Source organism: Leptospira chreensis (assembly GCF_016919165.1).
Classification (GTDB): domain Bacteria; phylum Spirochaetota; class Leptospiria; order Leptospirales; family Leptospiraceae; genus Leptospira_A; species Leptospira_A chreensis.
Window position 1 is genome coordinate 1 of the sequence record NZ_JAFFPS010000024.1, and the last position, 16,503, is coordinate 16,503.

General features: G+C 32.8%; 15 protein-coding genes. All 15 read left to right on the plus strand.

Annotation, left to right across the window (positions count from 1 at the left end; all coding sequences use genetic code 11):
• The first annotated feature begins 46 nt into the window (after positions 1-46).
• Positions 47-811, plus strand: a complete 765-nt coding sequence (locus JWG41_RS07300) for a glycosyltransferase family 4 protein (protein WP_205269275.1) — start codon at positions 47-49, stop codon at positions 809-811.
• Positions 812-816: 5 nt separating this feature from the next.
• A complete protein-coding gene (locus JWG41_RS07305; RefSeq protein WP_205269288.1) occupies positions 817-2,091 on the plus strand; it encodes an exopolysaccharide biosynthesis polyprenyl glycosylphosphotransferase in 1,275 nt (424 codons plus the stop codon).
• Between the two features lie 25 nt (positions 2,092-2,116).
• Complete coding sequence (locus JWG41_RS07310; protein WP_205269276.1) at positions 2,117-3,730, plus strand: hypothetical protein; 1,614 nt, start codon at positions 2,117-2,119, stop codon at positions 3,728-3,730.
• Complete coding sequence (locus JWG41_RS07315; RefSeq protein ID WP_205269277.1) at positions 3,727-5,022, plus strand: EpsG family protein; 1,296 nt, start codon at positions 3,727-3,729, stop codon at positions 5,020-5,022. The genes JWG41_RS07310 and JWG41_RS07315 overlap by 4 nt, the downstream gene beginning before the upstream one ends.
• Entirely contained in the window at positions 5,022-6,323 is a 1,302-nt protein-coding gene (locus JWG41_RS07320; RefSeq protein WP_205269278.1) for a flippase, read from the plus strand. The genes JWG41_RS07315 and JWG41_RS07320 overlap by 1 nt, the downstream gene beginning before the upstream one ends.
• Before the next feature lie 15 nt (positions 6,324-6,338).
• Positions 6,339-7,655 carry a nucleotide sugar dehydrogenase gene (locus JWG41_RS07325; RefSeq protein WP_205269279.1) on the plus strand — a complete coding sequence of 439 codons (1,317 nt, stop codon included), beginning with the start codon at positions 6,339-6,341 and terminating at the stop codon, positions 7,653-7,655.
• A 3-nt stretch (positions 7,656-7,658) separates the two neighbouring features.
• Positions 7,659-8,600: a glycosyltransferase gene (locus tag JWG41_RS07330; RefSeq protein WP_205269280.1), complete on the plus strand. Its 942-nt coding sequence runs from the start codon at positions 7,659-7,661 to the stop codon at positions 8,598-8,600.
• Complete coding sequence (locus JWG41_RS07335) at positions 8,597-9,391, plus strand: methyltransferase, TIGR04325 family (RefSeq protein WP_205269281.1); 795 nt, start codon at positions 8,597-8,599, stop codon at positions 9,389-9,391. Before JWG41_RS07330 ends, JWG41_RS07335 begins: the two co-directional genes overlap by 4 nt.
• Positions 9,378-10,085, plus strand: coding sequence for a class I SAM-dependent methyltransferase (locus JWG41_RS07340; protein ID WP_232373848.1), 708 nt, complete (start codon positions 9,378-9,380; stop codon positions 10,083-10,085). Before JWG41_RS07335 ends, JWG41_RS07340 begins: the two co-directional genes overlap by 14 nt.
• A complete protein-coding gene (locus JWG41_RS07345; protein ID WP_205269282.1) occupies positions 10,082-10,507 on the plus strand; it encodes a sugar 3,4-ketoisomerase in 426 nt (141 codons plus the stop codon). The genes JWG41_RS07340 and JWG41_RS07345 overlap by 4 nt, the downstream gene beginning before the upstream one ends.
• Before the next feature lie 10 nt (positions 10,508-10,517).
• Complete coding sequence (locus JWG41_RS07350; RefSeq protein WP_205269283.1) at positions 10,518-11,603, plus strand: DegT/DnrJ/EryC1/StrS family aminotransferase; 1,086 nt, start codon at positions 10,518-10,520, stop codon at positions 11,601-11,603.
• Between the two features lie 50 nt (positions 11,604-11,653).
• Positions 11,654-12,655, plus strand: coding sequence for a hypothetical protein (locus tag JWG41_RS07355; RefSeq protein ID WP_205269284.1), 1,002 nt, complete (start codon positions 11,654-11,656; stop codon positions 12,653-12,655).
• A 40-nt stretch (positions 12,656-12,695) separates the two neighbouring features.
• Positions 12,696-13,472, plus strand: a complete 777-nt coding sequence (locus tag JWG41_RS07360; protein WP_205269285.1) for a glycosyltransferase family 2 protein — start codon at positions 12,696-12,698, stop codon at positions 13,470-13,472.
• A 255-nt stretch (positions 13,473-13,727) separates the two neighbouring features.
• Positions 13,728-15,365 (plus strand): hypothetical protein, encoded by a 1,638-nt coding sequence (locus tag JWG41_RS07365; protein WP_205269286.1) that lies wholly within the window; start codon positions 13,728-13,730, stop codon positions 15,363-15,365.
• On the plus strand, positions 15,310-16,503 hold a 1,194-nt coding region (locus JWG41_RS07370; protein ID WP_332461285.1), incomplete at its 3' end, for an NAD(P)/FAD-dependent oxidoreductase. The genes JWG41_RS07365 and JWG41_RS07370, both read left to right, overlap by 56 nt.

Genomic DNA, 16,503 nt, shown 5'->3' on the forward strand with positions numbered 1-16,503 from the left:
CTTAATTTTGAGAGATTTTTTTCCTCAATGGGTAATCGATAACGGAATGTTAAAAGAAAACTCTCTTTTGGCAAAATTTTTCCGTTACTTTGAAAGATGGAATTATTTAGAGGCTGACTATATTGGAATTCAGTCTCCAGCTAACATAACATACTTTAAGAACATATCTCCCGATTTTGCCGATAAAGTAGTTTTACTTTACAACTGGAGTAATACAGAGAATCATCTTCCGAAGCTAAGCAGATATAGGGAAAAGTTTAACCTGAAGGATAAAACTATTTTTTTCTACGGCGGAAATATTGGGAAAGCTCAAGATATGAGTATTTTACTTACTCTTTCTAAAAAGATGGAGGTATTTCCTGAAGTTCACTTTTTGTTTGTTGGTGATGGCGATGAAGTTCCTATTGTAAAAGATTATATCAAAAATAATTCTTCAGCTAACGTCTCTTATTTTCCCCCGATTTCGCAAGATGAATTTTCTTCATTGTTACTTGAAATTGATGTTGGTTTGTTCTCCCTTCATAAAGATCATAAATCGCACAATTTTCCTGGAAAAATATTAGGATATTTGAATTCGGGAAAACCTGTTCTTGGCGCAGTAAATTTTGGAAATGATTTGGAAAACCTAATCAATCAATCGGGAAGTGGGTATGTCTGTGAATCCACGAGAGATGATTTAATATTTGAAAATGCGAAGAGATTATTAGATCTTGAAACTCGAAAATCCATTGGAATGAATGCTAAAAAACTCTCAAAGTCCGTTTTCTCTGTTGAAACAACAGTTGATACCATTCTTGGATGTATTAAGTGACTCTACTGGATTCCGAATATACAAGGCGACATTCTCGATGGTTTGAACTTATATTTTTAAGTTATAGTTTTCAGTTATTTTCTGGTTTATTTGTCATTATTCTTTGTTCGGCGATCCCACTTTGGGGACTGCAATTTTGGAATCATCCAGATCCGAATGTAGTGACATCTCTCGGAACTTGTGTAATATCATTTTTTGTAGCAACACTTGCTCTACGGAATTTATTTCGATTGCCCGGATCGGAAACCTCTGCTTATATTCTGCCAATTACTACTTTTTCTTTTTTGGTTCCGATATTATTTATTTTAATCACAAGAATGAGTTATTCGATACAAGTTTTTGCAGTCGGTTATTTTGTAACTTTGGCTTGGTGTTTCCTTGGCTTTTTTTTGGGACGTCGCTACCGACTGGTTAGATATGCACTTCTTCCGTTTGGCAATGCTCGGAACCTAAAAAATATGCATGGAGCTTTGTTTAAAATAATTGATTCTCCCGATTTGACGAACCAAAGATTTAATGCCATCGTTGCAGACTTTCAGAGTACTGAGATGACTCCTGATTGGGAGAAGTTTTTGGCAAAATGTACGTTATCAAGAATTCCCGTTTATAGCATAAAGAAAATACAGGAAGCATTAACGGGAAGGGTTAAGATTGATCACTTAACAGAAAATGAATTTGGTAGTTTGTTACCTTCATCAAGTTATGAAGTAATCAAAAGGCTAATTGATCTTTTTGCTTCCATTTTGTTCATTCCAATCTTATCTCCTTTTCTATTGATAGTCGCCATTTTGATTCGCATTGAATCAAAAGGATCTGCTTTTTTTATCCAACCTCGAATGGGATTTAGAGGAAGAATCTTTCGAATGATTAAATTTCGAACGATGTATACGGATACAAAAGGTGGTGGTTTTACCAATCCAGCAGATGATCCGCGCATTACAAAAGTTGGGAAATTTTTAAGGAAGTATCGTATTGATGAACTTCCTCAGATTTTTAACATCCTAATCGGACAAATGAGTTTTATTGGTCCTCGGCCTGAATCTTATGAATTGTCAAAATGGTATGAACAAGATGTACCATTTTTTGCATACAGGCATGTAGTGCGTCCAGGCATTAGCGGGTGGGCGCAGGTGGAACAGGGTTATGCGGCAGAAGTTGATGGTATGAAGGTGAAATTAGAATACGATTTCTATTATATAAAAAATTTCTCTTTCTGGTTAGATTTGCTGATCACGGTTAAAACTGTGAAAACAATTTTGACAGGTTTTGGCGCCCGCTAGCGCAATACAAATTAATTGGTTTAATATGCAAATAAAAAGTTTTAAATTTATTTTTTCAGTTATTGTTTCATTAGCAATTCTTCTTCTTCCTATCTATTTTCAGTTAAAATATTCACTCGATGCGGAAGTTCTAAATAATGATTACGCAGACCTCCACTTGGGGCATGCATTAAGTCTTGATTTTTGGATTAGAGGTTACAATGAAGATCGCAGTGGTTATTTTGCAATTACACACCCAGGTTTATTGTTTCAGATTTTTTCCTGGTTAATTTATTTTTTTGTTAATATAGCAACTTGGTTTCACACCAATGGAATTGATCTTGCGGCGTCTACGTTGACCAATTCTTTCATTTTTTTTCTAATGTCTTCTGTTACATCTAGTGTTTTACTTTGTTTTTGCCTATTTTGGACTGCGTTTAGACTTAAATTTTTTCACTTGATTCCTTTAATTGGAATTTTATACGGAATCACTGGAGAATATACACATACATTTATTCATTTTACGAATGATTATTTTGCTATTCCGCTAATTTTAATTTGGGCTTTAGTTTGGAAAAATGTTAAGAATCCTTTAAACTCAATTCAGTTTTATTTAAATTTGGGGTTATTGTCATCTCTTGTTTACTTAAACAAATTGCCCTATATAGTTTGGATACTTTCCTTTTTCGTTACGCTTGTTTGTTTTGGAATAGTGCAAAGAAAACTTATTATACTTGGAGGTGTTATCGTTTATACGTTAACTTTCCTTCTAGCTACATTTGTATTATCTACTATTTTTTTTGGTTCGGAAGGTTTTTTGCATATGGTATCTTCTCATAAGGCACTGTTTTCTAACAGTGGGCGAATGGGTGCAGGTTCACATACCTTTATTGACTTTTCTACATTGGTTTCGAATTTTAAGTATTTTCTCTCTACTAATAATATCTTTTCAACTATTACAATTTTTCTTCTTGTTCTTTTTATTTTATATACCGCTGTTTTCAAAAAGCTATTCGATGGATATTCATTTAAAGCTGTTTTGCTAAAGTTAGATCCGCTAGTTGTCTGGGCAATTATTGCATTTTTCGGTGGTTTTCTTGCTACATTGAAACATTATGGTTATAACTATCTTCTAGTTGCGCTTTCTCCCTTATTATTAGCCTCTTTCATAGTTTATACGAAACGGTATTATTCAATTTATCTATTTTTTATGGTGATTACATTGTTTTCCGTCATATTCAATGTAGCTTTCAATGAGAGGTTTTTTAAATTCAATAGTATCGAAAGTCAGAATCTAAAAGAAACTTACAAAGAGCTTTCAACAGATCCTAGTATTATCTTTATTACTGAATATAGAAATCCAACTAAACAATTTACAACATTCCATACTCTTTTTTGTTCTGATTTGCCGCAAAAAGAGATAATATATTCAAAGATCTTTCCAAATTCTTATGTATACTACTTTGAAGATCCAAAGTTTTTTTCTGGCCCACAAAAATTAATAAAAGAGGAGTTAAAGTGGGATTATTGGGTTTCTGTTTACAAGGCCGATGGATTAGATTGGTATTCGTTGGATCGATTTAATTATTTGAGCGAAAATACAGAATTTATAACAAAACCAAGCAGAAAGTCCATTTCAATTTTTAAGAGAACACGATGAAATACTACAAAGAGTTTGTTTTGTATCTTTTCCGGAAGGCATTTTTTGTTGAGAGGAGAGTAGCTGCCTTTTTTGATTTTTTTAACTTAGGTGAAAAGGCAAAATTTTGGAATCAGCATAGTTTCAATTTTACTATAATCCTTTTACTGGTAATGATTCCTTATTCACCTGTAGTTAGTGTTTTTTTATCATTTTTTATTCTTGTTTTGTATAGTGAAAGGTTACCTAAAACCTTTAGAGTTGGGTTAGGTTTAATATTAATCATCGGGCAATCGGTTGTTATTGCTTCAAGAGAAAGGCTAGTAAGCCCATCTGATGATTTAAATTATTATTATTGGTTTTATAATCATATTTCTGGAGATTTTTCGAACTGGGAAGGGATGGTTTATACAGATTTTCTATTTTACTTTGTATTAAAGCTTTTTAAGAGCTATTTACCTTACTTACTAAGTCCTGATTTTTTCCTCTTTCTTTTTTCCATCCTAAGTTCTGGCTTTTTCTTCCTTTGGTTAGAACTCTATGCCGTTTCGCAGTTTAAGATAAAATACCGCGCTGTCATCATTGGGATTTCCTTATTCTATTTTGGTTATTTTATGTCTACGCAGGCTGTTCGGCAGATGATTGCGCTTCCATTGACTTTGATTGCTTTTTCAGCATTTAGAAATTGGAAGGGAATTCTTATTTTGGTTATCGCCACATTAGTACATTCATCTTCAGTTCTAATGTTTTTTTTGCTTTGGCTTTCTAAATTAAGTTTAAAAAAATCTTTAAGCGTTTTATTTGTTGGTTTAATTTTCCTTAAGTTGTTGCAACCATTCCTGATTCAGCTTGTGCAGGCAGGTATTGTTCCGAATGCCTCTGTAATTGGAAGTTTGTATAGTTATTTAAATTTGGAATTGCGAGAGGATCATAAAGTTTTCTTTTTTGCGATTCTACGTATTACTTTTTTTAGTTTAGTTGGCTTTATTATCTTTCGTCCAAACAAACAGGAATTCTATAGGAATGTTTATTTCCTTTTTTTGGCTGCCTATATACTTTTTTTTCAATATCCTTTTTTACCTTTACGGTTAGGCATGCTCACCTTTTTTGTGTTAGTAGGTTTTTTGAAAATAGTATCAGTTTATCGTGTCATTAACGTGTATAGAATATTTGTAATTTTGGTTAGTATTAACTATTTACGCATTCATTTGTTTATGATTCCGAAAGAATCAACAGGCTTTAATTTATTTTTTTCAATACCGGCTTATTCTTTTGAACCATTTTACTATTTTTTTAAGATATTTAATTTTTAATGAAACTTTTTAAATCATTTCGATTTTTAAATCTTTATTGGTTGTTTTCCGATAAACTCATTCGGATTCCAATTACTCTTTTGATTTCATCTTTGATGGCACGATATTTAGGGCCAGCAGATCTTGGTCTTATTGTTTTTGCTGTTAGTTTTTTTGGAATTTTTGGTTTTTTAATTAATTCAGGTATTGAGGAAATCATTACACGCAATTTAGTGCAGGAACCTGAGAATACTGAGTCTATTCTGGCAATGGGACTTTTATTAAAGTTTTGCGGTGGTTTTATTGCGACTATGGTTGCTTTGCCCATAGGATATTATTTTTTCACATTTGAAGAATTTCTGCTTATTGTCATTGTGGCTTCCTCGGGTCTGTTTTATGGACCGTTCATTTTGGAATCATATTTTAATTCAAGATACGAATCTAAGTTTATTGTAAGGGTTGGATTGTTTATTTTTTTAATTTCTTCTTTTTTGAAGTTAATTGGTATTTTTTTTAAATTGAATTTGTATTACTTTGTTTTCCTTGTCCCACTCGAGATTTTACTGATTGCTTTGGCCTACTTATATTTAGGTTTCTCTAAAACTGTTCCATTGAAGAAATCAAAGTTAAATAGTGTGATTTTAATAGATATATTAAGAGATTCCTACCCTTTGATCATTTCAGGTTTTGCTGTGACGTTTTACATGAAAATGGATCAGATCATGATTAAATCTATGTTAGGAAATGTAGATTTGGGTATTTTTTCTGTCGGAATTCGTTTTGTTGAAAATTTATATTTTGTGCCTATGTTGATTACTTCTTCCTTTTTACCGATGCTTGTTGAAGAAAAATCGAAATCGATTCAGGATTTAGATCGGGCAACATATATGTTGACATCATCAACATTGTATATTTGTATTCTGATTTCAGTTTCATTTTATCTATTTTCTGATACCTTAATTGTTTTCTTTTTTGGAATGGAATACTTGAGGGCAATCCCAATTTTGAAAATTTATGCATTTACTCTTGTTTTTACTGCGCTAGGTGTATCATCTTCGAGACGTTTATTGGTCGAAAATCGCCAAAACCTTTCTCTATTTAGAACGGTTTCCGGGTTGTTTATAAATTTAATTTTAAATTTTCTTTGGATCCCAGAATATGGGTCTATTGGTGCTTCTTGGGCTTCCGTTATTTCAAATGCATTTGCCTCTTTTTTGTTTTATGGCTTCGTTCCGTCAACTTGGTCAATTTTCAAACTTCAATGTTCGAGTTTTAATCCAGTTCCTATGATTAGGTATTATAAGAATTTAAATTTTAAATAAAGTAAGTATAAAAATATGGAATTATCAAACAAAATAATTAATAAGAACGTCACCGTCGGCATAATTGGGTTAGGGTATGTTGGTCTGCCTTTGGCAATTGAATTTGCAAATAGAGAGATTACGGTAATCGGCTTTGATTTAGATAAAGAAAAAGTTGATTCGATCAATGTTAACAAATCTTATTTAAAACACATCCCTTCAGAGCGTTTGATTAACGTTAAGGGAAAATTTACTGGAACCTCTGACTTTTCAATTTTAAAAGACGTTGATTGTATCATTATTTGTGTTCCTACGCCATTAAACAATTATAAGGAACCAGATTTGTCTTATGTAACTCATACTGCAGAAATGATTTCTAAATATATAAGAAAAGATCAGCTGGTGGTGTTAGAATCTACTACTTATCCAGGTACAACAGAGGAAGTCGTAAAACCAATTTTGGAAACCTCTGGACTTAAAGCAGGTAATGATTTTTTTCTGGCCTTTTCTCCAGAAAGGGAAGATCCAGCGAATAAACATTTTTCTACTTCTTCAATACCTAAGGTTGTCGGGGGTTTCACTGAGGGTTGTTTAAAAGCAGCTCAATCGTTATATTCATTAATCATTAAGGACGTCGTGCCTGTAAGTTCCACACGCGTTGCGGAGTCATCCAAGTTACTGGAAAATATCTATCGTGCAGTTAATATTGCTTTGGTGAATGAATTAAAGTTATTATTCGATAAAATGAATATCGATATTTATGAAGTGATTGATGCTGCAAAAACCAAACCATTTGGTTTTCAGGCATTCTATCCTGGACCTGGACTCGGTGGGCATTGTATTCCAATCGATCCATTCTATTTAACTTGGAAAGCTAAGGAATACGACTTTTCAACACGCTTTATTGAATTGGCAGGTGAAATCAATACAAAAATGCCTTACTTCGTAGTACAAAAAGTACATAGTGCTTTGAATACTGTGAAAAAATGTGTAAACGGTTCAAAAATTCTGATCTTAGGTCTTGCCTATAAAAAGAATGTCGATGACATAAGGGAGTCACCATCCTTAAAACTAATCAAATTGTTGGAGGATGATGGTGCAATAGTTGATTATAATGATCCTTTTGTGACGCTACCAACAAGTGGGCATGGTTATGATCTGAAAAAAAAGAGTATTGAATTATCTCCTGGTAATATTTCTCAATACGACTGCATTTTGATTTCTGCTGATCATGACTTTTATAAAGAGAAAACTAATTATGAAAATTTAGTTAAGTGTTCAAATTTAATTGTGGATACACGGAATATTATTTCAATCGCCGATATTTCAACTAGTAAGTTATTTAGGGCCTAAATCGTGAAGACTTTTGCACCAGTCGTATTATTTACTTATAATAGACCGAAACATTTACTTGAAACTGTAAATGCATTGAAAGCAAATCATTTGGCTCTTGAAACGGAATTGTTTGTTTATAGCGACGGACCCAAAGATGATAGTTCGAAATTTAAAGTTAAAGAAGTTCGGAGTATACTTACTTCCTTAGATGGATTTAAAAAAATAAATTTAGTCTTTAGAGAAAAAAATGTTGGGCTTGCTGCAAATATAATCGATGGTGTGAGCGGGATTGTTGGTAAGTATGGGAATGTTATTGTATTAGAGGATGATTTAGTCACTGCCCCTTATTTTCTTAAATTTATGAATCAAGCTTTAGATATTTATGAAAATAATGAAAGAATTTCACAAGTAGTAGGTTATTCTTATTACGAAAAGAGAGCAAAAAAGTTTAAGTTAGACGATGGTGTCTTTATTCGTGGAGCTGATTGTTTAGGATGGGGAACTTGGAATCGAGCTTGGAAAAAATTTAATCCAGATAGTGGTCTGTTGATTGATCAACTTGAAAGTCGCAATTTAGTTTCTGATTTTAATTTCGATAATTCGTATAATTATTTTGAAATGTTAAAATTGCAAAATCGTGGTCTTGTGAATTCTTGGGCGATCCGATGGATGGCAAGTGCCTTTTTGGAAGATATGTATACCTATTATCCGACTAAGTCAATGGTTCTTCATATAGGTAATGATTCCGAAGCTTCAAATTATTCTTTGAAAACTAGCGATCCATTAAATGTTCCTGTATATAGAGAAGAAGTGATTCCAATAAAATTGGAATTGAGTCTGGAGTTAATAAACAAATCGAGATTGGCACACATGGAATATTTAAAAAGTTTTCAACCTTCTTTATTTGATAAAATTAAGTATTGGTTTACTTCAAAGATAAATCGGATAAAAGGATCGAGATGATTTCAAAAATAATCAGAAAGATACTAACTTTCCTTAACCACAAATCTATATACTGGTTCAGGGGGAATTTTGATACTTGGGATATGGCGTTAGCCAGTTCATCCGGTTATGATTCTGAGAAGATCTTGGATAAAGTTGTAGAAGCAACCAGGGAAGTAATAGCTGGGAAGGCAGTATTCGAAAGAGATTCTGTATTATTTTATAAAAATGAGTATTCTCCAGTTTTTTTATCTATGCTTTATTATGTAATTTCTCGCGAAGAAAACAATTTATTTGTAATCGATTTCGGGGGATCTTTAGGTAGCGTTTACTTTCAAAATAGGGGCTTATTAAGTCGGTTGAAGCGACTTGAGTGGTCTATCATCGAACAAGGCTTATTCGTTTCATCTGGAAAGAAATTTTTTGAGAATGAAACTTTAAAATTTTATTATGATATGAATGAATTTAGTAAAGAAAGGGAAGCTAATCTTGTTATTTTTTCCAGTTCTCTGCCATACATAAAAGATTGGCAGCAAATATTGAAATCTGTAGTCGATAAAAACGTGAAGTTTATTTTAATAGATCGGACACCTTTCTTTGTAAAAGAATCGGTTGAAACTAGAATCTGTGTAGAGTATGTTCCGAAGGAAATTTATGAAGGAAGTTATCCTGCATATATATTTAATCAAAATCATTTTGAATCTGTTCTAAATACAAATTATAATAAAGTTTTTGAATTTAATGGAGTTGATAGTCTTCAGTTGAAAGATGAGAAAATAGTATTTAAAGGATTGCTCTTTGAAAGAAAATAATATAAATCCAGCATTTCTTCCAAATGTTCGCTATGTTTTTAGAAATCCATTCTACATTACTAGAAGGGCACTATATCAAGCCATTTCAAACTTTTCGAAACAATTTTCTGGTGGTCAACTACTAGATATTGGATGTGGAACAAAACCATATCAGCCTTTGTTTGCTGTTGAGAATTATATTGGTATGGATTATGAGAAAGGTGGAACAAATAATAACCCCGATGCTGATTTTTTTTATGATGGTAAGAAATTCCCTTTTAAAAATAAATCTTTTGAATTTGCTCTTGCCACAGAAGTTCTCGAACATGTGTTTGAGCCAGATAGTTTTTTATCAGAAATCCATCGGGTCTTAAAGAAAGATGGGCTATTATTATTGACGGTTCCTTTTTCTTGGGATGAACACGAGCAGCCGTATGATTATGGAAGATATACTTCTTTTGGGTTAAAGTATTTATTGGAAAAGAATGGTTTTCAGGTCTTGGAGCAAATTAAAACAGGGGATTTTGTTTTAACCGTTTTTCAGCTTTTTGCAACTTACTGTTATTATAACCTAAGCAAAAATTGGTTTATATATAAGCTTTCACTTGTTTTCTTTTTTGGGCCATTTCAACTCTTGGGAATTCTTATTTCTTTTTTATTGCCTAAAAATACGAATTTGTATCTTGATAATGTGGTTCTTGCGCGTAAGATATGAACTCTATTGACTTAAAAGTAAATCATTCTGGCCTTGTGACTCTGGCAAAAATTCAAGATGAACGAGATGGGAATCTTATCATTGCCAATGCTTCGAAAGAAATTCCGTTTGAAATCAAAAGAGTGTATTACATTAACCAACTAGAGAATTCTGTCAGTATTCGGGGAAAACATGCGCACAAAAAATGTGAACAAGTAATCTTTTGTATTAGCGGTAGCTTTTTATTGGGATTAGACGATGGAAAAGTCCAACAAAAGATTCTAATGAACAAAGACAACATTGGTATTTATCTTGGACCTATGTTATGGCATACAATGGAAGAGTTTTCCGCAGGATGTGTTCTTTTGGTATTTGCTTCAGATTATTATGATGAATCGGATTATATTCGTAGTTACGAAGAGTTTACTGAACTTTCAAAGTAGTTTATAATCAATGATAGAATATGAAAATCTAAAAAAATTAAATCAAAAATTTGAAACAACTCTGCAAAGGGAATTTCAAATTTTTTTAGATTCAGGTTGGTATATACTAGGGCAATCTGTTCGAAAATTTGAAGAAAGTTTTGCAAATTATTTAGAAAGTCCTTATTGTGTTGGAGTTGGAAACGGCTTGGATGCTATGATATTGGCGATCGAATCCCTGAATCTTCCTCCAAAATCGGAAATCATAGTTCCTTCCAATACATACATAGCAACAATTCTTGCCGTGTTAAGGACTGGACATATACCTATTCTTGTCGAACCCGATATTGCAACGTATAATATAGATCCATCAAAAATTGAAGATAAGCTGACTGATAAAACGCATGCCATACTTGTCGTACATTTATATGGAAAATCCTGTAATATGGAACCGATTGTCAAATTGGCAACGGAAAGGAATTTACATCTTATCGAAGACTGTGCCCAATCACATGGTTCGCGATATAAGGGGAAAAAAACTGGTACTTTTGGAATTGGATGTTTCAGTTTTTATCCAACAAAGAATTTGGGTGCTCTTGGAGATGGTGGCGCAATAGTTACAAACGATCATAACTTAGCTTTGAAACTGAAAACTCTAAGGAATTACGGATCAGAAAAGAAATATGAGAATTTACTTATAGGTATTAATTCTCGATTAGATGAAATCCAAGCATATTTTCTTAACATAAAATTACCTTTTTTAGATGAGATAAACCAGCACAAAAGAAATTTAGCTGCTATTTACTTTGCTAACCTATCCAAGGAACTCATCGTTCCTGTTGTAGATTCAGAATACTATGATGTATACCATATTTTTAACGTAAGGACATCTCATAGGGATAAATTAAAAGACCATTTAGCAAAAAATGATATTAAAACGGAAATCCATTATCCGATTCCTCCTCACAAGCAAGTTGCTATGAAAAAAGTATTAACGGGAGAATATCCAATTTCAGAAGAAATTCATAATACCACCCTTAGCCTTCCGATATCATATTACCATACAGAATCGGATGTTATTGAAGTTTGTAACAAAATTAATCAGTTTTTCAGATGAACTATTACTGTACCTTATTTGACGTTAATTATTTACTCAGGGGTTATACTATGGCAAAATCCCTGCTTGAGAAAGACCCAAATGGTTTTTTGTATATTTTTGCATTTGATGATGAGTGTTATGATAATCTAAGAAAAATTTCAATTTCAAATACAAAAGTAATATCTCTAAAAGAATTCGAGAACGACAAACTACTTTCAGTTAAATCATCAAGGAGTGCTGGTGAGTATTGTTGGACCTGCACTCCTTGGACAATCAAATATTGTATTGAAAAGTTTGAAATTGATCATTGCACTTATGTCGATGCTGACTTATTTTTTTTCTCCAATCCTCAGCCAATTCTTGATGAGGTGAGTTCATCTTCTGTTTTGTTAACTGAACACAGATATTCTGAACGATATGATCAAACTAAAACTTCTGGTCGCTTTTGTGTACAGTTTTTGATGATAAGGAATAATTCCGAGGGAATGGTTGCCCTAAATTGGTGGGCGGATCGTTGTATTGAGTGGTGTTATGCTCGAACTGAGGATGGTAAGTTTGGCGACCAAATGTATCTTGACGACTGGGAAACTCGGTTCTCAGGAGTCCATGTGTTGAAGCATTTGGGAGGTGGCGTTGCTCCTTGGAATTTCGAAAAATATTTAGTAACATTCTCGGATGGCTCAAGTTTTGTTTTGAAGGAGATTGCTTCCGATCATAGTTTTATGTTGATTTTTTATCACTTCCATGAGGTGAAATTGAGAGAAGCTAAGATAAAGCTATTAACAAACTATTATTTTTCTAAAGAAAATTTTGCCGTTCATCGATTTTACTATAAAGAATTAGAATCTAACTTTCAGTTTTTCAGAGGATTGAATTTAAAATCGGAAGGTTATTCTGATTTAACATTAAATCTTCTAGAGAATATATATGAAGAACGCGATGAGTTGTCAAAGCTCTATCGAGCTGGGAAAAGTCGACTTCTGCGCTTCTGGTTTCTTTCATTAACGGGTGGGATCATTTTTACTGTTTTGCTCTTGTTTATTGAGTATCTCATCTTAGCTAAAATTTAGCTTTTCAAAATACTTCACATAGATCCAGAAATTCATAACAATGAAGAAAAAAATACCCAAGTTGTCAATCATTACAATCGTGTTGAATAACAGACACTTTTTAGAATACACGATTCAGAGTGTAATTGAACAAGATTTTAAAGATTTTGAATTTATCATTATTGATGGTGGCTCAACCGATGGAACATTGGAAGTTGTCGAAAAATACAAATCGAATATTGATGTCTTTGTTAGCGAAAAAGATAGTGGGATATACAACGCCATAAACAAAGGAATTGGATATGCTAAGGGTGAATGGTTAAACATTCTTAATTCAGGTGATCGGTTGTATTCATCTAAGACTTTATCTCAGGTATTTAAAGGTAAAATTCCAGAGAGTAAGTCGGTTTTGTTTGGTGATTGGTTTTTGTGTCCTCTTTTAAAAAATTCGAAAGAATTACGGCCAGGATATGCAAATTATGAAAGGGGAGAGCTACTCCATCAATCCATTCTTTATAAAAGAAGCTTACATAAACAGCACGGTTTATATATTGAAACTAAGAAATTAATTATTTCTGATTATATTTTCTTTCTAAGTTTGCCGAAAGAATATTTTTTTTACTTAAAGATGCCAATCTCTATCAACGATACAACGGGTGTATCTAATAGTTTTTGGTCTTATAGACAGAAATTAGCCTTTGATTATATTCTGGGTAGGATTGGTCTTCTGTATTTTTATTACGAAACTTTAAGGATATTGATTCCGCGTGTTGATTTGTTTCTGTACAGTCGAATGAAACGATCAATTGCAGTTCTATCAAAAAAAGGTTCTATTTGAGAACTCTCATATTTGCGTTCTAAGTGTAATTTTCAATATACGAGCAAAGTAACTATTTTGAAATGACTTTGGGGTTGGTATTACCTATTTCCGGCCCTCTTGTTCCGAATTTGGGTTGCTAAATTTGATTGGTTTGAAGCTCAGATACGATATACATGTATAAATTTTCAAATCAATCACCGAAATTCTTAGGAGAAATGGAGCCAAATTAAGGGGAAAGCTGAAGCTTGGTTTAAGGAGACGATCAAGTAAATTATGGAAAATATGGAATATTCAAAGCATTTATATAAAACCTTTATGGAATCACTTCTGGTTTCTCTTTCTTTGTTTGCAATTTTGCTAATAATTCAATTGAAGGGTATTGATATTGGGCTTTATGACATAGATATTTGGCGTTATGTGCATATTGGAGATGCGAATGAAAATATAAAAAATGCATTGTTTTTGGCAAAGGGAGGAAAGTTAAACGAATATGTAACGAGTAATCATATGCCAGGTGTGTATCTCTATTTGTCGTTGTTCTTTTCTATTTTACCGAATGATTTTTTCTCTAACTCAGCAAGTAACGCAATCGTGATACAAATGGTTTCTCAGTTTGTTTCTATATTTACCATTGTTGTTTTGAGCTTTTTTTCAATTAGGCTGGTTGTTAAAGAGATATATTCTACTTTTTTTCTAAAGTTTCTATTTTGCCTAATTTTTTTAAATCTGTTTGTTTTTTATGATTATACTAGAGTATTATCTGAAACTTACCTTCCATTTTTACAATTAACATATTTAAGTTTATTTTATTATTATCTAAGTGATCGTAAATTGCATTTTGCTTACTTGGTAGCGGCTATTTATTTTATAGCACTCTCAATTTTTTTCGGTCTTACCAATGTATTTACTGATTTAATTTTTTTAGTTTCATTTTTGTTTTTTTTACTACAAGACATTAAGAAAATTAAGTTTCTGCACTTTATTCCTGCGGTTATTATCCTAGTTTTTCTTTTCTTTAAATCTGGAAATCTGAATTTTCAATATTGGATTATAGAGACTAATAAAGCGCAGGGACTAGGAAGTGGTTTCCAGATGCTCAATACAATTTGGAGCAATATTTCCTTTTTTCCTTCAAATATTTTTAATATTCATTCATTCGGTCCAGTTTACGATCACCGGCTATTTGTTTGTGCTTTGGGATGTATTTGTATTTATCTCTGTCGACAAAATTTAGTTTTAGTCAGTTTCCTTGGTATTACAATTCTTATTTTGCCATTGGATTCGTGGAGGATTCCAGAAATGGGGAATATTTCTTCATCGCAAACTTATAAAACAGATGTTAATATGGGTGTTTGCTTTTTCTTTTTGCTAATCATTGGTCAAAAGTCCATCCATCGAATTGAATCCGTATTTCTTTTTGCGATTAAAAAGTTCAGTTTCAATTTTGGAAGTTACGGAAAACGTTGGTTGGTTTTGTTAATCGTTTTTATATCTCTTACACAAGTTTTGTCTTTTGTAACACAACTTATTGAGATAAAGAAAACGATATCACTTAATCATTCTACTTGGATTGCTCAAGAAAATCTCTGTAAACAGAAATTTGTTAAGCCGAATCATAATTGTTCTTGTTTATCAGTTATGCATTGGGATCAAGAATTTTTCCTGATCAATAATGTTCGACCGTGTGCAAATCAATTCTCTTCTTATTCCCCACATTTAAACTCGGATGATACCTACTTCAAAACCGTGGAAGCGAGTTTTGTAAATAAAGAAGGGGCTTTCTTGTTAAATCATACAGATCTTTATACGGATAAAAGCATACTAAGTGATCGACTAGTTCAACTTTTCCAATCCGGTGAATGTAAGTCTGTTTATACTAATTTATTGTATTTATGTAAGAGTAAAAAATAGTTTAAGAGTAAATGTAAAAGGATTATCAATGGTATCTCAAAAAAATATTATTATCATAGGGGCCGGACCTGCGGGACTCACTTCCGGTTATTTATTAGCAAAGAAGGGCTTTGGTGTAACCATTTTAGAAGCAGATGAAAGATATGTGGGAGGAATTTCGCGTACAGAATCGATCAATGGATTTTATTTTGATATTGGTGGACATCGTTTTTTTTCTAAGTCCAAAGAAGTAGAAGACTTATGGACCGAGTTGTTGCCCAACGATATGTTGGACCGTCCTCGTTCTTCACGAATTTATTATAACAACAAATTTTATGCATATCCTCTAAAAGCATTTGAGGCTTTGTTTAACTTAGGAATTATTGAATCAATTCTCTGTGTATTATCATATGTAAAATCCAGTATTTTCCCTGTGAAAAATCCAAAGAATTTTGAAGATTGGGTTACGAATCAGTTCGGAAAAAGATTATTCGCGATTTTTTTTAAGACATACACTGAAAAAGTTTGGGGAATGGATACAAAAGACATTTCTGCTGATTGGGCTGCACAAAGAATCAAAGGATTATCCTTATCTTCAGCGATATGGAACGCGATCAAACCAAAGTCGAAAGTTAGAGATAAATCAAAGCTGATTAAAACACTAATCGATTCATTTCGCTATCCAAGAAGAGGGCCAGGAATGGTTTGGGATGCTGCTGCCAGCAAAATCCAGGAGATGGGTGGTGAAATCAAGATGGGTGTGTTTGTAAATCAACTCGAACTGATTGATAACGTTTGGAAAGTTCATGGTGTCACAAAATCAGGTGGGAAAGAGATTTTTGAAAGTGATCACGTCATTTCTTCGGCGCCAATGAGAGAACTTTTTCAAGCCATTGCTCATCCAGAAGTTTCGGCAAATGCTCTAAATTCTGCAAATTCACTTCGATATCGAGATTTTTTAACTGTAGCCTTAGTTGTAACCGAACAGAATGTATTCGACGATAATTGGATTTATATCCATGATCCATCAGTAAAGGTGGGAAGAATTCAAAACTTTAAAAGTTGGTCTCCTGAAATGGTACCTGATGAATCTTACAATTGTTATGGGCTCGAATACTTCTGTTTTGAGGGGGACGGCCTTTGGACTTCTTCAGATGAA